Source organism: Polaribacter huanghezhanensis (genome assembly GCF_030444335.1).
Lineage (GTDB): Bacteria > Bacteroidota > Bacteroidia > Flavobacteriales > Flavobacteriaceae > Polaribacter > Polaribacter huanghezhanensis.
The window spans coordinates 1624799-1651439 of the sequence record NZ_CP128595.1; the positions used below are offsets into that span (position 1 = coordinate 1624799).

Consider the following 26641-nt stretch of genomic DNA (forward strand, 5'->3'; position numbering starts at 1 on the left):
ATATGGCAACAGTAGTTGGTAAAAAATTTCCAGATTTAAGTGTAGATGCAATGAACGAAATGGGAGATACATTTAAAGTTAATGTATTAGAAGAAGCAGTTAACAACAAAAAGAAAGTTGTATTGTTTTGGTATCCAAAAGATTTCACATTTGTTTGTCCAACAGAATTACACGCTTTTCAAGCAGCAATTGGTGAGTTCGAAAAGAGAAATACCATTGTAATTGGAGCTTCTTGTGATACTCCAGAAGTACATTTTGCTTGGCTAAGTACAGCAAAAGATAATGGTGGAATTGAAGGAGTTACGTATCCGATTTTAGCAGACAGCAATCGTAATTTATCGTCGATTTTAGGGATCTTAGACATCACTAACGAAATTTTTGATGAAGCGACACAAACAATTCAAGTTGAAGGAGATAACGTAACGTACAGAGCTACTTATTTAATTGACGAAGAAGGAACTGTTTTTCATGAAGGAATTAATCACATGCCAGTTGGTAGAAATGTAAATGAATATTTGCGATTAATTGATGCGTATGCACACGTTCAATCTCACGGAGAAGTTTGTCCAGCAAACTGGGAAGAAGGAAAAGATGCAATGCAAGCAAATGCAAAAGGAACAGCAGTATATTTAGCTTCTCACTAAAAATCAATTACGAATTATGAATTACGAGTTTTAAAATTCGTAATTCATAATTTTAAAATTCATAATTAACATGGTACAAGAATTAGATCAAGATAATTTAGAACAAATAGTTGCAGACAATAAAACAGTTGTTGTTCAGTATGCGGCTACTTGGTGTGGAAACTGTAGAATTATGAAACCAAAATTTAAGAAGTTGGCTTCAGAAAATGAAAATATGGTTTTTGTAATTGCTGATGCAGAAAAGTTTCCTGAAAGCAGAAAGTTAGCAGATGTAAGTAATTTACCAACATTTGCCACTTTTGTTGATGGTAAATTTATCAATCAAACGCAAACAAACAAGTTTGATGTTTTAAAAGAATTAGTAAACGAAGTTGTGTAAAAACACATTAAAAGATTCAAGGATTAAAAGATTAAAAAAGAAGACCAAAAATTAGCTTTTAATGATTTAATCTTTTAATTTTTAAACAGAAAAAATGAAATTACCTGTAATAAAACATTTAACTAATTTTATCGAAGAGAACGATCAAGATTATGTTATCGAAACGATAGAAACCCTAGAAACATTAACAGAAGTTCCGTCTTTAAAAGATGAAGAACTAGATGTAATTGGAGAGTTGATTTCTAATATGTACGGAGCTATAGAAGTAGATAAAATGATAAAAGAAGGCATACCAAAAAAAGAGGCATTAAATGTTTTTATGAAACGTGTTTTAGGCTCTATTGATACTTAATTAAGCTAAATTTATTATAAAATAAATTTTAATTTTCTAAAAAATTTTCTTTTATAATCGTTTTAATAGCTTCAGCAGTTAATGGTTTTGATATAAATTTATTTATTTGGTCAATGGCTTTTGCTTTTTCTTTATCAAGGGGGTCAGATGATGTTGTAAGCATCACCACTATTTTTTTACCTTTTTGTTTTGTATCTATTTTTTTATATTTCTCTATAAACTCCCACCCATTCATTCCAGGCATATTGATGTCTAAAAAAATAATATCAGGTTGTGGATAATTATCATTTATTTTAGAGGTTAAGTAATCCAATGCTTCTTGACCACTTTGCATACAAATAATATTTTCAGCACATTGTACTTTTTCTATAACAAATTTGTGAATAAAATTGGTAGCTTGATCATCATCAATTAGTAAAATGGTATGTAATTTTTTCATATTTTTTCGTTTGATATTGTAAAATAAAAGGTGCTGCCTTCGTTCGGTTTCGATTTTACCCATATCTCTCCACCGTGGAGATGTACAACCTTTCGGCAATGTGCAAGTCCAATTCCGACTCCTTCATATTCTTCTCTAACATGAAGTCGCTGAAAAATAGTAAATATTTTTTTTTTAAATTCTTTGGCGATACCAATTCCGTTATCTTTAACAGAAAATTCCCAACCGTGCTTTTTATTTGTGGCTTTTATTTGAATAATTGGGGGAGTTCCTTTTTTGGAGAATTTAATAGCATTGCTAATTAGATTTTGAAAAAGCAATCGAAATTCGGTTGGATACGCTTCAACGATAGGAAGGTTTTTAAATTTTAGAGTAGTATTTGTTTTTGTGATTAAAGTAGTTAAATCGGTTGAAATATCTTCTAACAACAAATTGCAATTAACTTCTGTAAACTTTTCTTTATGTCCAATTCTCGAATAGTCTAACAAATTTTTAATCAAAGAACTCATTCTGTCTGTCGCTTGTTTGATAAAGGTAAAAATTTGTTTGGCTTGGTCGTCTAGTTTGTCGTTGTACTCTGAATAGAGAATATTAGAAAAACTGGTAATGGTTCTTAAAGGTTCTTGTAAATCGTGTGAAGCAATATAGCTAAATTGTTCTAGCTCTTTATTTTTGTCTTCTAATTTTTTTACATATTTAGAAGATAATAGCTCTTCGGCCTCCTTTTTTTTGGTGATGTCTAATTTAATAGCCATATATTTATAAACTTCTCCAAATTTGTTCATAAAAGGAACAATAGCTGTATCGGTCCAATAAAAAGAACCATCTTTAGCTTTGTTTTTAACCTCCCCAAACCAAGGAGATCCAGAAGATACAACTGCTAATATATTTTTATGAAAAGAGATAGGGTGGTGGTTTGATCGTACAATTTTGTCTGTATTTCCGATAATTTCCTCTCTAGAAAATTGTGAAATAGTGCAAAAACTATCATTCACATATTTAATAATAGCATTTTTATCAGTGATAGCTATAATAGCAATTTTTTCTAGAGCGTCTTTAAATTGAGATAATTCTTGGTTTTTAGCGACTAAACTATTTTCTAAAATTTTTCGCTGAATATCTGATTTGTTTAAGCCTACTGAGATAATATACGTGTAGAAGAAGCTCAAAAAAATCAGAACCATTGTATATAGTATAATTCCAAATTTAGCATCAAGTTGCTCATTACTTATAAAATGAAGTAATAAAAAACTCAAAATAAATGGGATAAAAACAATAAAAGGAGTTAGTTTTCTTAACGACTCACTTCCATAATAATTACCTAAAAGCATTTTAGTAAATCCAATATCGGGAAATTTGTAACCAAGTAAAAAAGTAATCAGAGTAAACGAAATAGAAGTTTGAATAGACATCGTTTTAAAAAAAAAGGACTTGCTCTCTGTTGGAATTTGTAGGACAAAAGTTACAATAGAAATAAATGCAATTATTGTTGTAGAAAGGACAGCATATTGAGCAAATTTTCGATAATTTGAGTTTTTAGCCATTAAACCAGTTAAACCAATACCGAAAAAGGTAAACCCCGAAGCGGTTGCTAAAGACATTCTTCCGGGGTGAGAAGCCGTTATGGTGTCTGTAATAAAAATATTATCAACCAAACTAAGATCAAAAATATACTCCAACATAGTTAATAAACCAATGGCCAAAATAATTACAGTAAATAAGCGAAAAAAGAATTGGTTATTTTTATCTGTTTTTTTACAAAAATATAGACTAAGAGCAGATAAAAAAAATAAAAAGGCAGTGTTAAATTTTGTTGTTGCTCCGTTCTTTGAGTTGAAATTAAATAATATATTGGCATGAAAAACCCATTCAATCATAATTAAACAGCTAAAAAGCAGAATTATACTAATGATAGATAGTTTAAGTATATTGTATTTTTTTGAATCCATAAATGAGATGACGAGTTACAGGCTAGACATTATTTTTTTATATTCTGCAGCACTCTCATCAAAATTATTTAATACTTTTTCGGTAAGTATTGTAATTGTATCGTAATCTTCTTGCTGTGTACTTAACTGTTCAATTTTGCTGAGTTCTTTTTTAGATTCTAAACCCATTATACTAAAACTTGACTTTAAGAAATGAGAAGTTTCTCTAATAGCATTAAAATCTTTTTTGATAACATTCTTTTTAAGAAGGGCAATCTTTTTAGGGCTTTGATCTAGAAAAAGTTGAATCATTTGTCTTAACATCTCCGAATCTCCTGAAAGGCTTTCATTTAAGTAACTTAAATCCACTACCTTACTGGTAAAGAGGTTTTTTTTTAATTTGTTTTTATTATGAGAGATCAAATTTTACTATATTTGGTTATCATGCAGTTGTATATTTGCATAAAAGTAATTAAAAAAAATTAACATAGAGATCTTTCTAAAATAAAAAAATGAATGAAGTCAAAAAAATAGTTATTGCCGAAGATAATTCTGTGTTTTTATTACTGATAAAATTCCGGTTAGAAAAAGAAGGTTATAAGCTGTATCTTGCTGAAGACGGAAAGAAAGCTATTGAGCTAATAGAAGCTCATAAACCTGATTTAATTTTAACGGATATTATGATGGCTTATGTTACTGGATTAGAAGTAATCAGTCATGTTAGAAATGTGTTAAAATTTAAAACCCCAATTATTGTTTTTTCTGCATCTGGACAAGAAGAAATAGTTATCAAAGCTTTTGATTTAGGTGCTAATGATTTTATGGCAAAACCATTAAGTCCAAATGAATTAATAATTCGGGTAAAAAGAGCATTGATGTGATTTTTTACTCGTGCTTAGTTACCTATGAATAGTATACAAGATTTTATAAATTTTTTTAAAGAGCTTCCGCCAATTATCAAATTAATGTGGACATTGGCTGTTTTTTCCTTTTTAATATTAGTAGAGCTTACCATACATTTAAAATTGTTGAGAAAACGTCTTCGGAAACACGAAACATCATTACTTAAATATCAAAAAGAGTATGAAGAGTTGTTAGTTAATTACTTATATGCTTCGGAAGATAAAGAACAATTTAGTGATGTTCAAAAAAAAATAAATAGTAGTATACAGTTAGGTCTTTCTAGTAATTACAAAAGAAAAATTTTCATCAAAGTAATGATTAAACTGATGAATGAAATTTCTGGAGAAATGATTGACGAACTCAAGGGATTGTATCGAGAATTGGGTTTGATAAAATACGCCAAATTAAAATTGCGCCATAAAAAATGGCATGTAATAGCTATTGGGATAAGGGATTTAAGGCGTTTTAAAATTGAGGAAGTTGCCGACGAAGTAGGTGAGCTTATTAATCACTCTAAAGAAGAAGTTCGTAGAGAAGCTCATTTGTATTTTTTAAATGTTTTTAATTTTAAAGGTTTAGAATTTTTGAGTAAATTAAAGGCATCATTGTCAGAATGGGATCAAATAGGCTTTTTTAGTGTTTTGCAGAAATTTGATGAACAAGAAATTCCTGACCTTACAAGGTGGTTATTATCAGAAAACGATTATGTGGTTTTGTTTACGTTAAATCTCGTAAAAATTTATAACAGAATGGAAACCAAAGAAACACTGCTAGAATTGTTGAATCACGAAAACTGCGAAATTCGATGTAAAGTAATAGAATTATTAGACTATTTTTATGTGGTAGAAGCAAAACCAATTTTATTAAAAATTTATCTCGAATTAACAGAAAAAGAAAAATTTAGAGTGTTTGAGTTTTTAGAAAACATGGGTGAGGTTGAAGATGAATATTTTATTTTTAACCATATAGAAACAGCTAGTTTTAATGCTAAAGTAATTGGTTTACGGATTCTAAAAAAAATGAATACGTCAAAATTTATATCCCTAAAAGAGCGTACAGACGATGAGGAAATTCATACAATTATTAATTTTATAGAGAATAACTAAAGGTGGATATAAATCACATAATCTATATTGTTTCAGAAGTATTTCAGTACCTGTTTTTACTGTATGCTTTTTTGGTGATTTCTTCATACATTTTATTGGCAATTTTTTCTACCAAAGAAATGATTATGTACCTTAAAAAAAACAGCTTTGTAAACTATTCAGATATCTTATCTTCAAAAATAGCTCCTTCTATCTCTATCATCGCGCCAGCTTATAACGAAAGTTTAAATATTGTAGCAAATGTACGATCACTACTTTCTGCCCATTATGTCAATTATGATGTTATTATTGTTAACGATGGTAGTAAAGATGATAGTTTAGAGAAATTAATAGAAACCTATCAACTAGTAGAAGTAGATTATTTGATAAACGAGCGGATTAAAACTCAGAAGCTTAGAGCAGGTGTTTTTAAATCGACCAACCCAGCTTTTGAAAAATTAATTGTTGTTGATAAAGAAAATGGAGGAAAAGCAGATGCGTTAAACTTGGGACTTAATATTAGTAATAATGACTATGTTGCTTGTATTGATGTAGATTGTTTATTGCTAGAAGATTCTTTGCAAAAAATGATTAAACCTTTTTTAGAATATACTGATCGAAAAGTAATTGCATCTGGTGGAGTTATCCGAATTGCCAATTCTTGTGTTATTGAAAACGGAAAGTTAATGGAGGTAAATTTTCCTAATAAAATGATAGAACGAATGCAGATTCTAGAATATTTTAGAGCCTTTTTACTAGGGAGAATGGCTTGGAGTCGTTTAAACGGATTGTTGGTGATTTCTGGAGCTTTTGGGATGTTTGATAAAGAAATTGCAATAAAAGTTGGTGGTTATGATGTCAATACTGTTGGTGAGGATATGGAAATTGTGGTTCGAATGAGAAGGCATATGGAAGAAAATAAAGAAAAGTACAAAGTTGCATACATTCCAGATCCTTTGTGTTGGACAGAAGCACCAGATAATTATAAAATATTTATTTCTCAACGCAATCGCTGGACTCGTGGTACTATTGAAACTCTTAAAGAACATAAAGTAATTGGATTCAATAGAAAATACGGTGTATTAGGCATGCTAAGTTTTCCATATTGGTTCTTCTTTGAACGAATGGCTCCTATTATTGAGGTGTTAGGAATTATTTATTTTATCTTGTTGTTAATTTTTAGAGACATTCGATGGGATTTTGCGTTAAGTTTTTTCTTGGCAGCTTATTTATCGTCTATTATTTTTACAGTATTTGCTATTTTTTCTGAAGAATTAACATATCATCAATACAAGAAGAAGGGTACTGGAAAAAAACTTATTATTACAGCATTTTTAGAACCACTATTGTTACATCCATTTTCATTGTATGCAGCAATAAAAGGAAATTTTGATTACTATTTTAATAAAAATATAAAATGGGGGGCAATGACTAGAAAAGGACTGAGTAAAAAATAATAAAAAGAGGATTATGAAAAAAATATTAATAAATAAAAATACAGTACGTTTTTTACGTTTAAGCTTTGCTCTTATTGTAAGTTTTTACTTGATTAGTTTATTCGAGATTATTTCAAACTTAAAAGACGGAGAAACTACTGTTGATCTATTAAAACTTTTTGGATATCCTTTTTTTAATGATTTTATTATAGGATCTTTATTAAGCATCCTTTTTTTTCCGATTTTTTTAGTATTAAATATTGGTAAAAAAAAATACGGAGTACTTGGTTTTAAAATAATCGGTGTTCTTTTGGTTCTCAGTCAGTATTCTTTGGTAAAATATAGCTTAACAACCAAGCTAAATTTAGGAGCCGATTTATTGGGATATTCATTCAACGATATGTACATTACAGTATCTTCTTCTGAAGAGTTTTCATTGTTCTATTTTGTGCCCTTTATTCTTTTTCCTGTTCTTTTTTTAGCGATCAATACAGGTTTGATAAAAATAAAAGCATACGTTTTTCTCAATAAACTTACACTACTTTTATTACTGTTAAGTATTGTAATTAAAATTTTTGTTCCTGAAATTAGCCAGGCTACCTATCAAAATAAAATTTACTTTTTAGGAGCTGATATCATTCAGTTTGAAATAGGAAAACAACAAAATAAATCATTTAACGAAATTGATGCAGACGCTTATCCTTTTTTAAAATCATTTTCTAAAACCAATGATGTGTTGAGTCCGTTTTTTACAACATCAAAGAAGCGTCCTAATATAGTTATAATAATGGTTGAAGGTTTGGGGGGGGAGTTTGTAGGAGGGAATTCGTATAGTGGATTTACACCGTTTATAGACTCACTGATACCAAAATCTTTGTATTGGGAAAACTTTGTAAGCAATGCAGGCAGAACTTTTGGAGTGTTACCATCGCTAACAGCATCTTTACCATTTGGCGATACAGGTTTTTTAGCTTTGTCAAAAACACCAGCGCATCTTTCGTTATTTAGTATATTGGGAGAAAACGGATATACGACCTCATTTTATACAGGAGACCAAGCCAGTTTTGACAATCGAATAAATTTTTTAGAATATAATAATGTTGGTTTTATTACCGATGAAAATCAGTTTGGTACAGACTATGTAAAGACAGCTGGCAATTCGGGTGGTTTTTCTTGGGGATACCCAGATGCTGAAATTTACAGAAAAATGCTTAGTACTTTGGCAGATAAAAAACAACCAAGATTGGATGTTATAATGACGCTGAGTAATCATGAACCTTTTAATTTTCCTGATAAAAATTTATATATTAAAAAAGTTGATAGCCTGTTAAATTCTACTCAAAAATTTGACATACCAAAAGCTGATATCACTGCAAATAAAAATATTTACGCAACACTACTTTATACAGATCACTCGCTTAAAAAGTTTATGCAAGTCTATGCTAAAAGAGCAGATTATAACAATACGATTTTTGTTATTACTGGAGATCATCGTTTGATTCCCATTGAACAAAAAGATAAACTATGTAGGTTTCATGTTCCGTTACTCATTTACAGCCCGTTGTTAAAAAGAACTGCCCGTTTTAAATCGGTTTCTTCACATTGGGATGTAACGCCTAGTTTAGTGTCTTTTTTAAGTCGTCAGTTCAATTTCAAACCAATTACTCAAACAGCTTGGATGGGAACAGGTTTAGATACGGTTAAAGATTTTAGGAATATACATCAAATTGCTTTGATGCGTTATAAAGGCGGATTAAAAGATTTTATCTATAAAGACTATATGTTATCGAGCGGAGATTTGTATAAAATTAAATCTAATTTTGGAATTTATCAAATTAAAAATGACTCCTTATTAAATGTTGTTTCAGGTGCTTTTCAAAAGTTTAAGCAATTAAATGCTTATGTAACAAGTCAAAACAAAATTTATCCTCAGGTTTCTAATGAATCTAAAATTATTAGTAAAGTTAAGTTTTCAACAGAAGAATTAAAATTGATTAAAAACCTAACCAAAGGGTTGAATTCAGATCAAATATTTTTAGTTGCAAAAAACAAAGCTTTTAATAGTGATCGTAAAACGGCTCGCTTACTGTGTAATTATCTTTTAAATTCTTTTCCAAATCATGTGGATGCTATGGTTTTAAAAGGAAGAACACTAGCGTGGGATGGCAACTATAAAGAAGCAGAGGTAGAATTTCTAGAAGCTATAAATAAATTTCCGTTTTACGATGACCCTTATTCTGCATTATTAGATTTATATTGGTGGTCCGATCAAGATTACAAAGGCATTACAATTGCAAAAAAAGCGTTGATTAATAAGGTTAGAAATCCTGATATTTCTTTTAAATTGGCAAAAGCCTACCAGCGACTGGAAGATAGAAAAAAAGCTATTAAAGTGGTAGATAGTTTGTTAAAAATATACCCTAAAAAGCAAGAGTATTTAACCCTTAAAAAAACATTACAATGATAAAATTGAATCTTTTTGGTAAATTTTTGTTACTAGGGTTTTTCCTAGTGACATTTCAATGTTTTGCTCAGGAAAAAGTATTTACAGGCGATCCTGATACCGCTTTTGAAAAAGCGCGAAATATGGCATTTAACAACCAGCGTAAAGAAGCGCAAGAATTATTAAAACTCATCATAGCAAAGTATCCTAGTTATCTAGATTTACGATCTTTTTTAGCAAATACGTATTCTTGGGATGGTAATTATAAAGCAGCAAGAGAAGGTTTTGCTTTTGTTTTGAAAAAAGATTCAAAAAGAAAGGCAGATTGGATTGCGGCAATTAAAAACGAGTTTTATGCAGAAGTGCCATATTCTGCAAATGTTTTAATAAAAAAAGCAATGGTTTACTATCCAAAAGATCCAGAAATATTATATCAAAAAGCACGTTCTGAAGAAAAATTAAATAAACCAGAAGATGCTTTATATACCTTAAATGAAATTCTTAAAATTGATCCAACAAACGAAGATGCTTTAGCGTATAAAGTAAGTTTAAACGATTCATTTAGATTGAATTCTATTGGGGTAAGTTATTCAACATTAATTTATAATAAAAACGAAAGAGAAACATCGCATTATGGTACTTTAAAATATTCTAGACAAACTAAATACGGTAGTATAACAGGAAAAATAAATTACTCAAAACGATTTGGAACTAATAGTTACCAATACGAAGTAGATATGTATCCAAGAATTACAGAAGGCTTGTATGCTTATGTTAGTGGAGGTTTTTCTAATTCAGATTTGTTTCCAAGTGTACGATATGGTTTTGAATTATTCAAATCATTACCTAAAAGTTTTGAAGCATCGCTTGGGTTTAGAGGGTTAAAATTTTCTACAACAACAATTATTTACACTGGTTCTGTTGGATGGTATACAGGAAATTCTTATTGGTCTTTTAGAACCTATGTTACTCCTGGCGATCCAGGAGCAAGCAAATCAGGGACGTTATCGTATCGAAAATATTTTAGTGATGCTGATAATTATTTTAGTTTGGCAATTGGGTTTGGATTTTCTCCAGAAGTAGATCGATTTCCCGTAAATGTAAATGATATTGTTGTTTTTGATTTAAAATCACAAAAATTTAATGCAGGTTATACATTTACATCGGCAAATAAAAAAAATATTTGGGGAACTTCATTTAATCTTCTCAGAGAAGAAAAGAGTTTTTCTAGAGGTGATTATTATTTAATTTATTCCTTAGGAGTTTCTTATAGTTTTAGATTTAGATAGTTATTGTTTAAATCTACAATAGAATAAATAAAAACCCCGAGTAATTTTACTCGGGATTTTTATTTTCATTTGCCTTTCTAATAATCGCTTTTAACTTTTCTTGATTAGCAATTTTATCTTGCTTTACCTTATTAATTTTTCGATTCATTAATTTGGTATGCTTGGCTTTGTTTACTGTGTTTTTTGCTTTTCCTTTTTTGGGCATTTTTATTTTTGCAAGTTTTTAGATACGTCTTAAGTTTACTTTTGCGGATACTTCATAATTTATTCATTCGGTTCAATATGAATAAGCACTTGTTCTAAATTTGATATTTCTTTCCGCAAATAGTCTTTTAGTGCATGTGCAATATCATGTCCTACTTTTACAGAAATTTTACTATTAACAATTACGTGTAAATCAACATGAAATTTCATTCCAGCTTTTCTAACAAAACACTTTTCTGTTCCTAAAACTCCTTCTACTTCAATAGATTTTTTTCTAATTTCAAGTATTAGATTGTCATAAAGTTGTTCGTCCATAACTTCGCCTAAAGCTGGTCTTAAAATTAAGTAGCTGTTATATAAAATAAAAGCAGAAGCAAATAAAGCAGCCCAATCATCTGCTGTTTCATAGCCTTTTCCATAGATGATTGCTATTGAAACTCCAATAAAAGCCATTACCGAGGTTATTGCATCGCTTCTGTGATGCCAAGCGTCTGCTTTAAGTGAGGAGCTATTGGTTTGTTTGCTTTTTTTGATAACAATTTGAAATGATATTTCTTTCCAAATAATTATTAACCCTAAGACAATCAAAGTCCAAGATTTTGGAACTTTATGAGGAGTCTGAATGTTTTGAATACTTTCATATGCTATTAATGTAGCAGAAACAACAAGAAAGGCAACGACTCCAAATGTAATTAGAGGTTCAATCTTTCCATGTCCATATGGATGATTTTTATCCGCAGGTCGTTCGGCATATTTAAAACCTATTAAAACTAAAAATGAAGCAAAAATATCTGTTGTTGATTCAATTGCATCTGCAATTAAAGCATAAGAATTACCAAAAAAACCAGCAAGTCCTTTTATCAATGCTAAAGCAACATTTCCAATAATACTAAAATACGTCGTTTGTATTGCTGTTTTTTCGTTGTTCATTTCTCTTTTCAAGTTGCAAGCAACTTTTTATATCTGCCGTTTTAATATTAAAACAAGTTCAGTATACGGCGAAGTTATCAATAAACAAGTTTACAAACAAGTTAAATTATTTTCCTGTTTGTAAAAAGACAGGAGTTTTAGAATATATGTTTTGGCAATATTTTATGCTGAAAAAGCCAAATAACAAAAGAGTTTTCTATATCTTTAACGTACTTTTTATTATGAAAAAATAGCGACAAAAAACATGAAATTAAAACTAGAAAAACCAATCGTATTTTTCGATTTAGAAACCACAGGAATTAATATAGGAACGGATAAAATTGTAGAAATATCCATTTTAAAAGTGTTTCCGAACGGAAATAAAGAGAGTAAAACGTGGTTGGTAAATCCAGAAGTTGAGATTCCAAAAGAAGCATCAGATATTCATGGGATTACAAACGAACAAGTAGTTACAGAACCAACGTTTAAAGAATTAGCACCACAAGTAAGCGAGTTAATTGCAGATTGTGATTTGGCCGGGTTTAATTCCAATCGTTTTGACATTCCGTTGTTGGCAGAAGAATTAATGCGCGTTGGCATCGATTTTAATATGAACAATAGAAAAGCAATTGATGTACAAGTAATTTTTCATAAAAAAGAGCAAAGAACCTTAAGCGCCGGGTATCAATTTTACTGCGGAAAAGAATTAGAAGGAGCGCATGGAGCGGAAGCAGACACAAACGCAACCTACGAAATTTTATTAGCACAATTAGAAAAATACGATGATATCGGAACCTCTGTAGCAGATTTAAGTGCGTTTTCATCACACGGAAAAAGAGCAGATTTTGCTGGGTTTATTTTGTTTAATGATGATGATCAAGAAATGTTTTCTTTCGGAAAGTACAAAGGAAGAACGGTGGAAGAAGTTTTTAAAGAAAACCCAGGGTATAATAATTGGATGCAAAATGCAGATTTTCCGTTGTTTACAAAGAAAGTATTAGCGGAAATTAAAGAACGCATGTCTGTTTCTAAAAACACGATGACTGACGAAGAAAAACTAACTGCTTTACAGCAAAAATTTAATTTGAAATAGGTGTTAGATCTAGCCAAATTGAGCGCTGATAATGATGAAAAAGTTTTCCTTTTTGTAGTTACACAAGTTTTTGATGTACCAGTGATGGTTTTAAAAAGTGCAATCACAAAAAACCAAAGGAGAGAACATATTTGTATGTTAAGGAAATTTGGGATGAATCAGCATTAAATAAAATTCGTAGATTTAGAAAATTTGTACCAGCAATTTCTTTAACTTTATCAAATTAAAAAAACACAATAATGTTTACAGAATATAGCAATTTACCAAATAATTCTAGAGTTTGGATGTACCAATCCGATCGAGTTTTTACAGCCCAAGAAATCGATTTTATTTCTACAAAAGCCAAAGATTTTATAGAACAATGGACGCGACATGGCGATAATTTAAAAGGCTCGTTTACCATCAAATACAATCAGTTTTTAGTGTTGGCGGTTGATGAAGGTTTTAACAATGTTTCTGGTTGTTCTATAGATGCTTCTGTTCGTTTTGTAAAAGAGTTAGAAAACGAGTTGCAAATCGATTTAATGAACAAAATGAATGTTTCTTTTAAAGATGGCGACACTATTAATATTGTAAAATTATCCGATTTTCAACAGTTTGCAAAAGAGCAAAAAATAACCAAAGAAACCATCGTTTTTAACAATATGGTGCAAACCAAAGAAGAAGTAGAAAATAATTGGGAAGTTCCGGCAAGCAAGAGCTGGCATAATCGTTTTATGATATAATTTATGAAAAATAGTTTAATGCTACTTTTTGTGTTTTGTTTTCTTGGATTGCAAGCACAATCTAAAGATCCACTACAAACGAAAGACAAAGAAGCTCAAGAAAAATGGGTTGATAACATTTTAAATAACATGACCAATGAAGAAAAAATTGGCCAATTATTTATGGTGCAAGCGTATTCTACAAACGATACTCTGAATGAGAAATTAGTGGAAGAATTGATCCAAAAATATCATGCTGGAAACTTAATTTTTATGCAAGGAACTCCAGAGAAACAAGCGGAATTAACCAATAAATACCAAACATTGTCTAAATATCCATTATTGATAGCAATTGATGCAGAATGGGGATTAGACATGCGTTTGCAAAACTCGTTTCGCTATCCATGGAATATGGCTTTGGGAGCGATCCAAGACAATTCTTTAATAGAACAATTTGGAGAACAATTAGGAAAACATTGTAAACGATTAGGAATTCACATTAATTTTGCGCCCGTTGTTGATATCAATATCAATCCAAAAAACCCAATTATAGGAAACCGTTCTTTCGGAGAAAATAAATACAATGTAACAGATAAAGCAATTGCTTTTACGCGCGGAATGCAACGTTTTGGAGTGTTGGCAAACGCAAAACATTTTCCAGGTCATGGAGATACAGCTTCAGATTCTCATCACACTTTACCTGTTATAAATTTTGATGCAACGCGTTTAGATACCTTAGAATTGTATCCGTATTATAAATTGTTTGATGAAAATTTAGCAAGCGTTATGACGGCGCATTTGAGCATTCCTAAATTAGAACCGAACAAAAAATTACCATCTTCTTTATCTCATAAAATAACAACAGGATTGTTAAAAGAAAAAATGGGTTTTAAAGGATTAATTATAACTGATGGATTGAATATGAAAGCTGCTGCAGATTTTGCAACGTCAAAAGAAATTAATTTAGCGGCAATTTTAGCAGGAAATGATGTGTTGTTAATTCCGCACGAAGTTCCAGAAACAATGGACTATTTTCTAAAAGCAATTCAAGATAAAAAGTTAACCATTGAAAGATTAAACGAATCTGTTCGCAAAATTTTAAAAGCAAAATATTGGGCTGGATTGCAAAATTACAAACCAATAGATTTAAACAATTTAAATGAAGATTTAAATACCAAAACGGATGAATTGCTGCGTAGAAAATTGATCGAAAATTCGGTTACTGTTATAAAAAATGAAGATGATATAATTCCGATTCAAGATTTAGAGAAACAGCAAATTGCGTACGTAAAATTAGGTGATGATGACCATACGCCATTTGTTACCATGTTAAATAAGTATGCGAAAGTAGCTGTTGTTTCTGCTGATAATACTGCCGATTTACTATCAAAATTAAAACCATATAATTTAGTAATTATTGGATATCATATTTCAAACGATCATCCTTGGAAAAATTTTAAATTTAAAAAAGAAGACATTGCTAAAATTCAACAAATAGCAAAAGCCAAAAAAGTAATTTTAGATGTTTTTGCAAGTCCGTACAGTTTGTTAGATTTTACGTCTTTTAAAAATATAGAAGGTTTGGTGGTGTCGTATCAGAACAGTAATGTTGCGCAAGAAATTTCTGCACAACAATTATTTGGCGCGATTAAAACTAATGGGAAATTACCAGTTTCTATACATAAAAAATTTAAAGAAGGCTTTGGTTTATACACCACAACATTAAGTAGATTAAAATACGGATTGCCAGAAGAAGTAAAAATGTCTTCTATAAAATTGGCAGAAATTGATGTACTAGCAAACGAAGTAATTAAAAAAAAAATGACTCCGGGAATGCAAATCCTAGTCGCAAGAGACGGAAGAGTAATTTATCAGAAAAGCTTTGGGTATCACACCAATGATTCGCTTTTAAAAGTTCAAAATTTTGACATTTATGATGTTGCTTCTTTAACAAAAATTCTTGCAACTTTACCAATGGTAATAAAAGCTGTAGGCGAAGGAGAATTTAGAATTGCTACAAAATTAAGATACTTATTGCCAGAAACAAAAGGTACAAATAAAGGTACTTTAACTTTAAAGGAAATCTTATCTCATAACGCTAGATTAAAAGCGTGGATTCCGTTTTATAAATTAACTCAAGATAGCATTACTCATTTAAAGTTGCCAGGTTTTTACAGTGATAAGAAATCAAAAAAATACTCTATAGAAGTTGCTAAAAATTTGTTTTTAATATCTTCTTATAAAGATTCTATTTATAAAAAGATAGAAGAGGCAGATCAAAGAGAAAAGGAAGGATATAAATACAGCGATTTGGGTTTTTATATGTTAAAAAGAACTCTTGAAGAACGATATAAAAAGCCTTTAAATATATTAGCTGATGAAAATTTTTATGCTCCTTTAGGCGCGAGTAGAACCAGTTATTTACCGTTGAAAAAGTTTCCATTAAATGAAATTATTCCAACAGAAAAAGACGCGTATTTTAGAGATCAATTATTACAAGGATATGTGCACGATATGGGTGCGGCAATGTTAGGCGGAGTTGGCGGTCATGCGGGTTTATTTGCAAACGCAAATGATGTAGCAAAAATAATGCAAATGTATTTACAAAACGGATATTACGGCGGTAAAAGATATTTAAAAAGTGCTACCGTAAAAATGTTTAATAAACGCTATTACGAAGATAAAAAAATACGAAGAGGTTTGGGTTTTGACAAGCCACAATTAGACCCAGATATTGAAGCAACTTGTGGTTGTGTTTCTGATGAAAGTTTTGGGCACAGTGGTTTTACTGGAACCTATACTTGGGCAGATCCAAAAAGTAGAATTGTCTATGTTTTTTTATCGAATAGAGTGTACCCAACAATGGAAAATAATGGTTTGATTACAGAAAATATAAGAACAAAAATTCAGCAAATTATACAAGACGCTATTTTACCGTAGTTGTAGCAAATTTACTGTATAATAATTGTACTAATAAAGTTGCAATACCATAAATTATGGCAACCTCTAAGGTGTAGAATTTATAAAGTATTACAGCTTGAATACTGTAAAAAATAGGAAAAATAATTGTCCCTAAAGTAAATCTGAAGGTATCTACAAACTCCGTTTCATCAACCTTTTTTGATGAAATTCGCCAAATTATCCAAGGAATAATACTGTTTAAAACAATTAAAAAATAAAGCGGTTTCACAAAGTTAAGACGCTCTTTCTGACTTCTTATTTTTCTTGTTTTAATACTGTTGTTAATCGTGTTAACTTCAGTAAAATCAACATTTTTAGAATTTAATTCGTTTAAAATAGTTTCATAATTTTCATCCGCAGGAATATGAACAGACAATTCTTTTAGTTGGTTCGAAACCTTTTCTTTAATAGTGCGTATAGAGTTGTTTATATCATTGGTGTCGTAAAAGTTATTTGCTATAATTGGTTTGCCATAATGGATGGCAACTTTACAGGGAAATTGACTTGCATTTTGATAGGTAATTCCGACCGGAATAACCATAATTTTTAACGTTGGATATTTTTCAATAGCGCCAAAAATAATGCGTGTAAAACCTTTGCTTAAGTATCGTACAGTTCTTCTTTTATCATGACTTCCTTCAGGGAATATCATTAAAGCTCTTTGCTTGTTTAAAATATCATAACAATCATTAAAAACGGCTGTGTTTTTAGAAAGTTCTTTTACGCCATCTCTAATTCTATAAATTGGCATTAAATTTAAAGTAGCTAAAAACTTTTTTATCAACGGTTTTTTAAAAGCTGCAGCTCTAACTAAATAATAGGTGTTTCTTGGTACGTTTGTAGTAACTAATAACGGGTCTAACAATCCGTTTGGATGATTGACCGCAAAAAGGACTGCGCCTTTTTTAGGAATATTTTCTTTGCCTACAACCTTTATTTTTTTGGTGTAAAAAAACAAACCTGTTTTAATATATGTTTTTACAAAGTTATACCAAAGTTGTTTCAAAAAAAGTAAAATTTAAAATCCTTGCGCTATTTTTTTAAGTTTAGGAACATTTAATAAAGAGATGTTTTTTCCTTTTAAAGAAATAATTTCTTCTCTTTTAAATTCTGATAATAAACGGATTGCAGATTCTGTTGCAGTACCAATGATGTTGGCAATATCTTCTCTTGATAAGTGAATGTCTAAATTACTGTCTCTATTATGACCGAATTTTTTATCTAAACTTAGCAACATTTCAGCCAAACGTTGTTTTACTGTTTTTTGCGCCATATCTACAATTAAGTTGTGGGCGTTTTTTAAAGACATTGCCATGTCTTTTAAAACACTCATAGAAAATTCAGGATTTTGTTTTAAATCATCAATAATTTCATCTCTTGGGATAAAACAAACTTCCATATCATGAATTGCAGTAGCTTTTAAGTTAGCAACGTCATCATTAATTAAACTTCGTTCTCCTAAAAAGTCGCCTTTATTTACTAAATGGATAATTTGTTCTCTTCCGTTAGCACTCATTTTAGAAACTTTACAAATGCCAGCACTAATACAAAAAACACCATTTATATGGTCGCCTTCATCAAAAAGGGTTTCTCCTTTTTTTATGATTCTTGTTGTTTTACACGCAGAAATTTTTGAAAGTTCTTTTGCCGTTAATGTTTTTAAAGAGTTTAACTGCCTGACTATACATTGCTCACATTTGCTCATTTTGTCCGTCGATTTATCCTTTCAAATATAAGTAAAAACTGACAATTATCATATTATAAGGCAATGTTATATTAGATATTTGCACAAGGCATTTAGAGTAAATAATATGAATAATTTAGTGTGCTATCATTGTGGTAATACGTGTAATAATAAATCAAATACGATAAAAGAGAAATTTTTTTGTTGTAATGGATGTAAAACTGTTTTCGAAATATTTTCTGAAAATGATTTAACGTGTTATTATGATTTTGATACAAATCCGGGAGCAATTCCAGAAGAAATTCAAGGAAAATACGATTTTTTAGACAATCCAAAGATTGTAGAAAAATTAATCGAATTTAATGATAGCAATAAACAAGTTGTTTCTTTATACATTCCGCATATACATTGTAGTTCGTGTATTTGGGTGTTGGAAAATCTTCATAAACTCCAAAAAAATATTAGTACTTCTCAGGTTAATTTCCCGAAGAAAACCATCAGAATTTCATTCAACTCAGAAAAGACAAACTTAAAAGAAATTGTTTTGTTGTTGAGTTCTATTGGGTACGAACCATACATCAGTTTAGAAGATTACGAAGTTGGCAAAAAGAAAATAGACAGAACGTTGTTATATCAATTAGCCATTGCAGGTTTTGCGTTTGGAAATGTAATGTTTTTATCGTTTCCAGAATATTTTGATGTCAACGAATTTTGGTTAGATCAATACAAATATGTGTTTAGATGGTTAATGCTTTTCTTTTCTTTGCCAGTAGTTTTTTACGCAGCAAAAGAGTATTTTATTTCTGCTTACAAAGGCTTAAAGTCTAATATTTTAAATATTGATGTTCCTATTGCATTGGGCATTTCTGTGTTATTTGTAAGAAGTGCAACCGAAGTAATTTTTGATTTAGGGGCAGGTTTTTTTGATAGTTTAACAGGCTTGGTTTTTTTCTTGTTGATTGGTAAGTTTTTTCAACAAAAAACATACAGTTTTTTATCTTTTGAGCGCGATTTTAAATCGTATTTTCCAATTGCAGTAACTAAAATAAATTCGGATACATCCGAAGAAAACACACAGATTTACGATGTTGAAAAAGGAGATCGGTTATTAATTAGAAACAACGAGTTAATTCCTGTTGATGGAATTTTAATCAACGGAAACGCAACTATAGATTACAGCTTTGTTACTGGAGAATCTGTTGCTGTTGAAAAAGAATCTGGAGCTAAAATTTTTGCTGGCGGAAAACAGCTCAATGGAATTATAGAAATGGAAGTTCTTAAATCTGTTTCACAAAGTTATTTAACACAATTGTGGAGCAACGCTATTTTTGATGAAGAAAACACCTCAAAATTTAAAAACTTAACAGATACCATTAGCAAACGATTTACCGTTTTTGTACTATCAATTGCAGCAATTGCTACATTATTTTGGTTGTTTACAGATGCAAGTAAAGCACTAAATGTGTTTACTGCCGTTTTAATTATTGCATGTCCGTGTGCAATTGCATTGGCAGCGCCCTTTACTTTAGGAAACTTATTGAGAATTCTTGGAAAGAAAAAGTGCTATCTAAAAAATGCTGCAGTTATTGAGAAAATGGCAAAAATAAATACCATCATTTTTGACAAAACAGGTACTTTAACATCAACTAAAAAGAACGAAATACAGTACGAAGGAAAAGCATTTTCTGAAGCAGAAAAGGAAGTATTGCAAAATGCAGTTCGAGTTTCTAACCATCCATTAAGTAGAATGCTGTACGATAGTTTTGATGTTGTAAATCAAATTGAATTAGATGCATTTGAAGAACTTGTTGGAAAAGGAATTGAAGCGAAAGCAAACGGAATTTCAATTAAAACAGGTTCGAAATCTTTTGTAGAAAATAGTTTAGAAAATGCTCAGTTTGAAACAGCAATTCATATCAGTATAAATGATGTTTATTTCGGGAAATATGTGTTTAAAAATTCGTACCGAAAATACATGAAGCGATTGTTTAGTAAATTAAAAAGCAAGTATAACCTATCCATTCTTTCAGGTGATAACGAAGGAGAAAAAGACTATTTAGAAAAAAAACTGCCAAGTAAAGTTCAGTTTTTATTCAATCAAAAACCAGAAGATAAGTTAGAATATATAAAATCACTACAAGAAAAAGGAAACAACGTTTTAATGATTGGCGATGGCTTAAATGATGCAGGAGCCTTAGCGCAAAGTGATGTGGGAATTTCATTATCAGAAAATATCAACGTTTTTTCGCCTGCCTGTGATGCTATTTTAGATGCCAATGAATTTAAAAATATTGCCACTTATTTAGAACTGTCAAAAAAAGCAATCAAAATTATAAAATACAGTTTTGTACTGTCTTTGTGTTATAATATCATCGGTTTGTATTTTGCTGTAACAGGACAATTAGAACCTGTAATTGCGGCAATTTTAATGCCGTTGAGTTCAATTACAATCGTTGTTTTTACAACAATTATGACAACTATTTTAGGAAGAAAATTAAAAAAATAAATGATGAGTGTACATATTGATGCAAAACCAGGAGATGTAGCAGCATCTATTCTGTTGCCTGGAGATCCGTTAAGAGCAAAATGGATTGCAGACAAATTTTTAGAAAATGTAGTCTGTTATAATGAAGTTCGTGGAATGTTGGGTTTTACGGGTACTTATAAAGGAAAAAGAGTTTCAGTTCAAGGAACAGGAATGGGAATTCCGTCTGCATTAATTTACGCAAATGAATTGATTACACAATTTGGAGTAAAGAATTTAATTCGCGTTGGCTCTGCTGGTTCTTATCAAAAAGAAGTCAAAATTAGAGACATTGTTTTTGCAATGGCTGGTTCTACAACATCAGGAATTAATGCACAGCGTTTTCGCGGAGCAAGTTATGCGCCAACTGCAAGTTTTGAATTGTTCAATAAAGCGGTACTTGTAGCCAAAGAAAAAAATATTCCAATCAAAGCAGGAAACGTATTAAGTTCTGATGAATTTTATACAGATAATTTTGAGGATTACAAACATTGGGCAGAATTTGGAGTTTTGTGTGTGGAGATGGAAACCGCAGGTTTGTACACAACGGCAGCAAAACACCATGTAAATGCATTGTCAATTTTAACAATTTCTGATAGTCTAGTTACCAAAGAAAGAACTTCGGTAGAAGAAAGAGAGCAAACGTTTAAAGAAATGGTTTTAATAGCCTTAGATACAATTTAAATTAGATTGATATATATTCTGTCAATTCGAGCGGAGTCGAGAATAAGAAAATATATTTAGAGAAAAGACTAAATAATATGAGTTCATTAATACAAAAATACAACATCCCAGGACCAAGATACACCAGTTATCCAACGGTTCCATATTGGGATAAAAAAGGAATTTCTAAAGAAAATTGGATTGCAAGTTTTCAAAAATCTTTTACAGAAAGCAATCAATCAGAAGGAATTAGCATCTACATCCATTTACCATTTTGTGAAAGTTTATGTACATTTTGTGCATGTCATAAACACATTACAAAACGTCACGAAGTAGAAGAAGATTATATAGATACCGTTTTAAAGGAGTGGGAATTGTATGTTAATTTGGTGGATGAAAAACCACTCATAAAAGAGATTCATTTAGGTGGCGGAACTCCAACATTTTTTTCGAGTTTTCAACTTAAAAAATTAATTGACGGATTGTTTGTGTATGCTGATAGACATGCTGATTACGAATTTAGTTTAGAAGGACATCCAAACAATACCACCAAAGAGCAATTACAAACTTTATATGATTTAGGTTTTACTAGAATTAGTTTTGGTGTACAAGATTACGATCCAATTGTGCAAAAAGCAATTCATAGAATTCAGCCTTTCGAAAATGTAGAAAATGCAACAAGATGGTCTCGAGAAATTGGTTTTACATCTGTAAGTCACGATTTAATTTTTGGCTTGCCTTTTCAAACCAAAGAAAATATTATAGAAACCATAGAAAAAACAAAACTATTGCAGCCAGATAGAATTTCGTTTTATAGTTATGCACACGTTCCCTGGGTAAAAGGAGTTGGTCAACGCGGATTTAACGAGAAAGATTTGCCAAAAGATGATGAAAAGAGAGAGTTGTATGAAGTAGGAAAAGAACTCTTTGCAGAATTGGGTTATGTAGAAATTGGAATGGATCACTTTGCTTTAAAAACAGACTCGCTTTATAAAGCAACCCAAGAAAAAACCTTACACAGAAATTTTATGGGATATACAGCCAATAAAACATTATTAATGGTTGGGTTGGGAATGTCTGCAATTTCAGACTCTTGGTATGCCTTTGCACAAAATGTAAAAACAGTAAAAGAGTATCAAAAATTGGTAAATGAAGGTGAAATCCCAATTTTTAAAGGGCATTTCTTATCCGAAGAAGATTTAATTATTAGAAAACATATTTTAAATATGATGTGTCATTTTAACTCTACTTGGGATAAAAACGATTTAGAAATAATAGAATTGGAAAAACATTTTTCATTTTTAAAAGAAATGGTCGCAGATGGCTTGGTTATTTTAGATAAAAATTCTTTGACAATTCCAGAAAAAGCCAGACCATATGTTAGAAATATCTGTATGGCATTTGATGTGCGCTTACAAAAAAGCAAGCCAGAAACTCAATTGTTTTCTATGACCATTTAAAATTTATAGAAAAGATTAAAAGATGACAAATGTCATATTATAGATAAACAAGCAACTGTATTTTTGAACTTCAAGTCAGGCAAGATATGAGCGTTATATATTTATTACTTACACTAAGTATTTTAGTGGCAATCATTTTTTTTATAGCATTTATTTATTCCGTAAAAAGAGGACAATATGATGATTCATATACGCCATCCGTACGAATGCTTTTTGATGATGAATTAGTAAAAACACCAAGCAAAGAATCAAAAGAAACTAACTAGACTTTAAATACAATTAGATTATGGAAATGCAACAGTTTTATTACGATAACAAGATCGTAAAGAAATTTATCTACGCTACTTTACTATGGGGAATAGTAGGCTTTAGTGTTGGGTTAATGCTAGCTTTTATGTTTTTATTCCCAAATTATACCGACGGTATTTCGTGGTTAAGCTTTGGACGTTTAAGACCTTTGCACACAAATGCAGTGATTTTTGCTTTTGTTGGAAATGCAATTTTTGCAGGAGTTTATTACTCGCTACAAAGATTATTAAAAGCAAGAATGGCAAGTAATTTTTTAAGTAATTTCAACTTTTGGGGTTGGCAATTAATTATTGTTGCAGCTGCAATTACGCTGCCGATGGGTTATACATCGTCTAAAGAATATGCCGAATTAGAATGGCCAATAGATATTGCAATTGCTTTAGTTTGGGTTGCTTTTGGGGCTAATATGATTTGGACAATCTTACAGAGAAGACAAAGACATTTATATGTTGCAATTTGGTTTTACTTAGCAACGTTTGTAACGGTTGCTGTATTACATATTTTTAATAGTTTGGCATTGCCGGTAAGTTTCTTGAAAAGTTATTCTGTGTATGCAGGAGTTCAAGATGCATTGGTGCAATGGTGGTACGGACATAATGCAGTGGCGTTTTTCTTAACAACACCTTTTTTAGGATTGATGTATTACTTTGTTCCTAAAGCAGCAAATAGACCCGTATATTCTTATCGATTATCAATTGTCCATTTTTGGTCGTTGATCTTTATTTACATTTGGGCAGGACCACATCATTTATTATATACTTCTTTGCCAGAATGGGCGCAAAACTTAGGAGTTGCATTTTCTGTAATGTTGTTAGCACCATCTTGGGGTGGAATGATAAACGGATTATTAACGCTTCGTGGAGCCTGGGATAAAGTAAGAACAGACCCTGTTTTAAAATTCTTTGTTGTTGCAATTACTGGTTACGGTATGGCAACTTTTGAAGGACCATTATTATCCTTAAAAAGTGTAAATGCTATTGCGCATTTTAGTGATTGGATTATCGCTCACGTGCACGTTGGAGCATTAGCGTGGAACGGTTTCTTTGCTTTTGGTATGATTTATTGGTTGGTTCCTAGAATGTTTAAAACAACTTTGTTTTCTAAAGGATTGGCAAACTTTCATTTTTGGATCGGAACCTTAGGAATCATTTTATATGCACTGCCAATGTATGTTGCAGGATTTGTACAAGCATCAATGTGGAAACAATTCAATCCAGACGGAACATTAACATATGGAAACTTCTTAGAAACTGTTACCGAAATTATACCAATGTACTGGATGCGTGCGATTGGTGGTAGTTTATATATTGTAGGAGCATTTGTCATGTTATACAATATGATAAGAACCATACGAGCTGGAGAAGAAGTAACTGATGATTTAGCTGAAGCACCAGCACTAGAAAAAGTATCAAAATACAGAACAAAAGGAGAAGGATGGCATACTTGGTTAGAACGTAAGCCTATCAAATTAACAATTTATGCAACCATTGCAATTTTAATTGGTGGTGCAGTTCAGATCATTCCAACTTTGTTAGTAAAATCTAACATTCCAACAATTAGTAGCGTAAAACCATACTCACCACTAGAATTAGAAGGAAGAGATATTTATATTAGAGAAGGTTGTGTTGGGTGTCATTCACAAATGGTTCGTCCGTTTAGAAGTGAAGTTGAACGTTATGGAGAATACTCTAAAGCAGGAGAATTTGTTTACGATCATCCATTTTTATGGGGTTCAAAACGTACTGGTCCAGACCTACACAGAATTGGAGGAAAATATTCTGATAGTTGGCACTTAAATCACATGTACGATCCTCAGAGTACTTCGCCAGGTTCTATTATGCCAGGTTATAAATGGCTGATAAGAAATCAGCTTGATAAATCAGATACAGAAAGTAAGATGAAAGTAATGGTTACTCTTGGCGTTCCTTATACAGAAGAAGACATTGCAAATGCGCAGCAACATATGTTAGAGCAAGGAACAAAAATCGAACAAAACTTATATGCAGATCCAGATTTTGTGAAAAATTACGAAGCAGATAAGAAATATGCTGAAGACAATGGAGAGTCTTTTATTGAAATGAAAAACAGAGAAATTGTTGCCGTTATTGCGTATTTACAAAGACTTGGTACAGATATTAAGGTAAAAGATGTAGAAGCTTTATTAATAGATAAAAAATAAGAAATCATGTTAAAATTTGTAAAAAATCATATGGAAAGTATTACCGGAATAGAAATTTATCCAATGATTTCTCTGTTAGTTTTTTTCACATTTTTTGTAGTACTTTTTTGGTGGGTATTTACTTCTAAAAAAGAATACATTAATACAGTAAGTCAAATTCCATTAGATAATTAAAAATAAATAGTGATGAAAAAATATATTATAGCAATCGTATCTGTACTCTTCATTTTTGCAATGCCATTTCTTTTTACTGAAATAACTGCTAGTTATGAAAACCCTTACAAATTTATAGATAACCCTTTGCCATGGTTGGTTTTAGTAACTTTTATTGTGCTATTACTTATGTTGGTTTGGTTAATAACTTTAGCACTTAAAAAAGTTCAATTATTAGAAAATGAGAAAAATGGAGTAGTACCAGAAACATCAACATTTAATTTGAATGTTTGGGTAAAAAAATTTCTTCAAAAATGGACAAATGCAAAAAGAATTGATCAAGAAGAAGAAATTATTTTAGATCATAATTATGATGGAATTAAAGAATTAGACAATTCTTTACCACCATGGTGGGTGTACATGTTTTATGCCTCCATTATTTTTGCGGTTGTGTATTTAGTTCGTTTTGAGGTTTTCGATGGAGATAACCAAATAACTGAATATAATAACGCAGTTGCAGAAGCCAAAGCATCATTAGAGACATACAAAGAAACCGCAACAGATATAATAGATGCTTCTACAGTTACATTATTAACTGACTCAAAAGATTTAAATAGAGGGAAAGCTATTTTTAATTTAAACTGTGTTGCTTGTCACATAGCCGATGGAGGAGGTTCTATTGGTCCAAACTTAACGGATGAGTATTGGATTTTAGGCGGTGGAATCAAAAATGTTTTTACAACAATTTCTAATGGAGGTAGAGACGGAAAAGGAATGGTTGCATGGAGTAAAATTCTAAAGCCAATTGATGTTGCAAAAGTTGCCAGTTACATCATTTCTTTACAAGGAACAAAACCAGCAAACCCAAAGAAACCAGAAGGAGAAATCTGGAAAGAATAA

25 protein-coding genes are annotated in these 26641 nt (G+C 30.8%); 18 read left to right on the top strand and 7 right to left on the bottom strand.

Annotation, left to right across the window (positions count from 1 at the left end; all coding sequences use genetic code 11):
- The first annotated feature begins 2 nt into the window (after positions 1–2).
- From KCTC32516_RS07700 to KCTC32516_RS07710, 3 genes are all read left to right on the top strand, one after another.
- The gene (locus KCTC32516_RS07700; protein ID WP_301399841.1) at positions 3–644 is read left to right on the top strand and encodes a peroxiredoxin; all 642 of its coding nucleotides are present in this window, start codon (positions 3–5) and stop codon (positions 642–644) included.
- 70 nt (positions 645–714) lie between these two features.
- Positions 715–1023, top strand: coding sequence for a thioredoxin family protein (locus KCTC32516_RS07705; RefSeq protein ID WP_301399842.1), 309 nt, complete (start codon positions 715–717; stop codon positions 1021–1023).
- A 94-nt stretch (positions 1024–1117) separates the two neighbouring features.
- Positions 1118–1375 carry a DUF6952 family protein gene (locus tag KCTC32516_RS07710; RefSeq protein WP_301399843.1) on the top strand — a complete coding sequence of 86 codons (258 nt, stop codon included), beginning with the start codon at positions 1118–1120 and terminating at the stop codon, positions 1373–1375.
- A gap of 28 nt (positions 1376–1403) precedes the next feature.
- Here KCTC32516_RS07710 and KCTC32516_RS07715 read toward each other — a convergent pair whose 3' ends face one another.
- From KCTC32516_RS07715 to KCTC32516_RS07725, 3 genes are all read right to left on the bottom strand, one after another.
- Positions 1404–1814: a response regulator gene (locus KCTC32516_RS07715; RefSeq protein ID WP_301399844.1), complete on the bottom strand. Its 411-nt coding sequence runs from the start codon at positions 1812–1814 to the stop codon at positions 1404–1406.
- Complete coding sequence (locus tag KCTC32516_RS07720) at positions 1811–3496, bottom strand: sensor histidine kinase (RefSeq protein ID WP_301399845.1); 1686 nt, start codon at positions 3494–3496, stop codon at positions 1811–1813. The genes KCTC32516_RS07715 and KCTC32516_RS07720 overlap by 4 nt, the downstream gene beginning before the upstream one ends.
- Before the next feature lie 282 nt (positions 3497–3778).
- On the bottom strand, positions 3779–4111 hold the full coding sequence (locus KCTC32516_RS07725) for an Hpt domain-containing protein (RefSeq protein WP_301399846.1): 333 nt from the start codon (positions 4109–4111) through the stop codon (positions 3779–3781).
- A gap of 143 nt (positions 4112–4254) precedes the next feature.
- Between KCTC32516_RS07725 and KCTC32516_RS07730 the strand changes: the two genes are divergently transcribed.
- From KCTC32516_RS07730 to KCTC32516_RS07750, 5 genes are read left to right on the top strand one after another with little or no spacing between them, the layout of a single operon-like run.
- Complete coding sequence (locus KCTC32516_RS07730; RefSeq protein WP_301399847.1) at positions 4255–4623, top strand: response regulator; 369 nt, start codon at positions 4255–4257, stop codon at positions 4621–4623.
- A gap of 24 nt (positions 4624–4647) precedes the next feature.
- Positions 4648–5751, top strand: coding sequence for a hypothetical protein (locus KCTC32516_RS07735; protein WP_301399848.1), 1104 nt, complete (start codon positions 4648–4650; stop codon positions 5749–5751).
- A gap of 2 nt (positions 5752–5753) precedes the next feature.
- A complete protein-coding gene (locus KCTC32516_RS07740; protein WP_301399849.1) occupies positions 5754–7187 on the top strand; it encodes a glycosyltransferase family 2 protein in 1434 nt (477 codons plus the stop codon).
- Between the two features lie 13 nt (positions 7188–7200).
- Positions 7201–9630, top strand: coding sequence for a sulfatase-like hydrolase/transferase (locus tag KCTC32516_RS07745; RefSeq protein ID WP_301399850.1), 2430 nt, complete (start codon positions 7201–7203; stop codon positions 9628–9630).
- Positions 9627–10898 carry a YaiO family outer membrane beta-barrel protein gene (locus KCTC32516_RS07750; RefSeq protein ID WP_301399851.1) on the top strand — a complete coding sequence of 424 codons (1272 nt, stop codon included), beginning with the start codon at positions 9627–9629 and terminating at the stop codon, positions 10896–10898. Before KCTC32516_RS07745 ends, KCTC32516_RS07750 begins: the two co-directional genes overlap by 4 nt.
- Positions 10899–10944: 46 nt before the next feature.
- On the opposite strand, the gene KCTC32516_RS07755 is transcribed toward KCTC32516_RS07750, so the two are convergent.
- Positions 10945–11103, bottom strand: coding sequence for a hypothetical protein (locus KCTC32516_RS07755; RefSeq protein ID WP_301399852.1), 159 nt, complete (start codon positions 11101–11103; stop codon positions 10945–10947).
- A 59-nt stretch (positions 11104–11162) separates the two neighbouring features.
- Positions 11163–12032: a cation diffusion facilitator family transporter gene (locus KCTC32516_RS07760; RefSeq protein ID WP_301399853.1), complete on the bottom strand. Its 870-nt coding sequence runs from the start codon at positions 12030–12032 to the stop codon at positions 11163–11165.
- Between the two features lie 244 nt (positions 12033–12276).
- Here KCTC32516_RS07760 and KCTC32516_RS07765 point away from each other — a divergent pair, with 244 nt between their 5' ends.
- From KCTC32516_RS07765 to KCTC32516_RS07775, 3 genes are all read left to right on the top strand, one after another.
- Positions 12277–13104 carry a 3'-5' exonuclease gene (locus tag KCTC32516_RS07765; protein WP_301399854.1) on the top strand — a complete coding sequence of 276 codons (828 nt, stop codon included), beginning with the start codon at positions 12277–12279 and terminating at the stop codon, positions 13102–13104.
- 239 nt (positions 13105–13343) lie between these two features.
- Entirely contained in the window at positions 13344–13829 is a 486-nt protein-coding gene (locus KCTC32516_RS07770; RefSeq protein ID WP_301399855.1) for an ABC transporter ATPase, read from the top strand.
- Between the two features lie 3 nt (positions 13830–13832).
- Positions 13833–16748 (top strand): serine hydrolase domain-containing protein, encoded by a 2916-nt coding sequence (locus tag KCTC32516_RS07775; RefSeq protein WP_301399856.1) that lies wholly within the window; start codon positions 13833–13835, stop codon positions 16746–16748.
- Here the strand turns inward: KCTC32516_RS07775 and KCTC32516_RS07780 are convergent.
- Positions 16735–17775, bottom strand: coding sequence for a lysophospholipid acyltransferase family protein (locus KCTC32516_RS07780; RefSeq protein WP_301399857.1), 1041 nt, complete (start codon positions 17773–17775; stop codon positions 16735–16737). The genes KCTC32516_RS07775 and KCTC32516_RS07780 overlap by 14 nt on opposite strands.
- A 12-nt stretch (positions 17776–17787) precedes the next feature.
- Positions 17788–18474, bottom strand: a complete 687-nt coding sequence (locus tag KCTC32516_RS07785; protein ID WP_301399858.1) for a Crp/Fnr family transcriptional regulator — start codon at positions 18472–18474, stop codon at positions 17788–17790.
- A 106-nt stretch (positions 18475–18580) separates the two neighbouring features.
- On the opposite strand from KCTC32516_RS07785, the gene KCTC32516_RS07790 reads away from it, so the two are divergent.
- From KCTC32516_RS07790 to KCTC32516_RS07820, 7 genes are all read left to right on the top strand, one after another.
- On the top strand, positions 18581–20959 hold the full coding sequence (locus tag KCTC32516_RS07790) for a heavy metal translocating P-type ATPase (protein ID WP_301399859.1): 2379 nt from the start codon (positions 18581–18583) through the stop codon (positions 20957–20959).
- A gap of 3 nt (positions 20960–20962) precedes the next feature.
- Positions 20963–21661, top strand: a complete 699-nt coding sequence (gene deoD, locus KCTC32516_RS07795; RefSeq protein WP_301399860.1) for a purine-nucleoside phosphorylase — start codon at positions 20963–20965, stop codon at positions 21659–21661.
- Between the two features lie 77 nt (positions 21662–21738).
- Positions 21739–23100 carry an oxygen-independent coproporphyrinogen III oxidase gene (gene hemN, locus KCTC32516_RS07800; RefSeq protein ID WP_301399861.1) on the top strand — a complete coding sequence of 454 codons (1362 nt, stop codon included), beginning with the start codon at positions 21739–21741 and terminating at the stop codon, positions 23098–23100.
- A gap of 86 nt (positions 23101–23186) precedes the next feature.
- Complete coding sequence (gene ccoS, locus KCTC32516_RS07805; RefSeq protein WP_301399862.1) at positions 23187–23366, top strand: cbb3-type cytochrome oxidase assembly protein CcoS; 180 nt, start codon at positions 23187–23189, stop codon at positions 23364–23366.
- 20 nt (positions 23367–23386) lie between these two features.
- Positions 23387–25588 (top strand): cytochrome-c oxidase, cbb3-type subunit I, encoded by a 2202-nt coding sequence (gene ccoN, locus KCTC32516_RS07810; RefSeq protein WP_301399863.1) that lies wholly within the window; start codon positions 23387–23389, stop codon positions 25586–25588.
- A gap of 6 nt (positions 25589–25594) precedes the next feature.
- Positions 25595–25762 carry a CcoQ/FixQ family Cbb3-type cytochrome c oxidase assembly chaperone gene (locus KCTC32516_RS07815; RefSeq protein ID WP_301399864.1) on the top strand — a complete coding sequence of 56 codons (168 nt, stop codon included), beginning with the start codon at positions 25595–25597 and terminating at the stop codon, positions 25760–25762.
- 12 nt (positions 25763–25774) lie between these two features.
- Positions 25775–26641 carry a cbb3-type cytochrome c oxidase N-terminal domain-containing protein gene (locus KCTC32516_RS07820; protein WP_301399865.1) on the top strand — a complete coding sequence of 289 codons (867 nt, stop codon included), beginning with the start codon at positions 25775–25777 and terminating at the stop codon, positions 26639–26641.

Coding starts and splice junctions, on each gene's coding strand:
- KCTC32516_RS07750 (WP_301399851.1), top strand. CDS start 9,627: ATGATAAAATTGAATCTTTTTGGTAAATTTTTGTTACTAGGGTTTTTC.
- KCTC32516_RS07760 (WP_301399853.1), bottom strand. CDS start 12,032: ATGAACAACGAAAAAACAGCAATACAAACGACGTATTTTAGTATTATT.
- ccoN (WP_301399863.1), top strand. CDS start 23,387: ATGGAAATGCAACAGTTTTATTACGATAACAAGATCGTAAAGAAATTT.
- KCTC32516_RS07730 (WP_301399847.1), top strand. CDS start 4,255: ATGAATGAAGTCAAAAAAATAGTTATTGCCGAAGATAATTCTGTGTTT.
- KCTC32516_RS07715 (WP_301399844.1), bottom strand. CDS start 1,814: ATGAAAAAATTACATACCATTTTACTAATTGATGATGATCAAGCTACC.
- KCTC32516_RS07775 (WP_301399856.1), top strand. CDS start 13,833: ATGAAAAATAGTTTAATGCTACTTTTTGTGTTTTGTTTTCTTGGATTG.
- KCTC32516_RS07790 (WP_301399859.1), top strand. CDS start 18,581: ATGAATAATTTAGTGTGCTATCATTGTGGTAATACGTGTAATAATAAA.
- KCTC32516_RS07710 (WP_301399843.1), top strand. CDS start 1,118: ATGAAATTACCTGTAATAAAACATTTAACTAATTTTATCGAAGAGAAC.
- deoD (WP_301399860.1), top strand. CDS start 20,963: ATGAGTGTACATATTGATGCAAAACCAGGAGATGTAGCAGCATCTATT.
- KCTC32516_RS07765 (WP_301399854.1), top strand. CDS start 12,277: ATGAAATTAAAACTAGAAAAACCAATCGTATTTTTCGATTTAGAAACC.
- KCTC32516_RS07770 (WP_301399855.1), top strand. CDS start 13,344: ATGTTTACAGAATATAGCAATTTACCAAATAATTCTAGAGTTTGGATG.
- KCTC32516_RS07785 (WP_301399858.1), bottom strand. CDS start 18,474: ATGAGCAAATGTGAGCAATGTATAGTCAGGCAGTTAAACTCTTTAAAA.
- KCTC32516_RS07815 (WP_301399864.1), top strand. CDS start 25,595: ATGTTAAAATTTGTAAAAAATCATATGGAAAGTATTACCGGAATAGAA.
- KCTC32516_RS07755 (WP_301399852.1), bottom strand. CDS start 11,103: ATGCCCAAAAAAGGAAAAGCAAAAAACACAGTAAACAAAGCCAAGCAT.
- KCTC32516_RS07745 (WP_301399850.1), top strand. CDS start 7,201: ATGAAAAAAATATTAATAAATAAAAATACAGTACGTTTTTTACGTTTA.
- KCTC32516_RS07820 (WP_301399865.1), top strand. CDS start 25,775: ATGAAAAAATATATTATAGCAATCGTATCTGTACTCTTCATTTTTGCA.
- hemN (WP_301399861.1), top strand. CDS start 21,739: ATGAGTTCATTAATACAAAAATACAACATCCCAGGACCAAGATACACC.
- KCTC32516_RS07705 (WP_301399842.1), top strand. CDS start 715: ATGGTACAAGAATTAGATCAAGATAATTTAGAACAAATAGTTGCAGAC.
- KCTC32516_RS07720 (WP_301399845.1), bottom strand. CDS start 3,496: ATGTTGGAGTATATTTTTGATCTTAGTTTGGTTGATAATATTTTTATT.
- ccoS (WP_301399862.1), top strand. CDS start 23,187: ATGAGCGTTATATATTTATTACTTACACTAAGTATTTTAGTGGCAATC.
- KCTC32516_RS07735 (WP_301399848.1), top strand. CDS start 4,648: ATGAATAGTATACAAGATTTTATAAATTTTTTTAAAGAGCTTCCGCCA.
- KCTC32516_RS07700 (WP_301399841.1), top strand. CDS start 3: ATGGCAACAGTAGTTGGTAAAAAATTTCCAGATTTAAGTGTAGATGCA.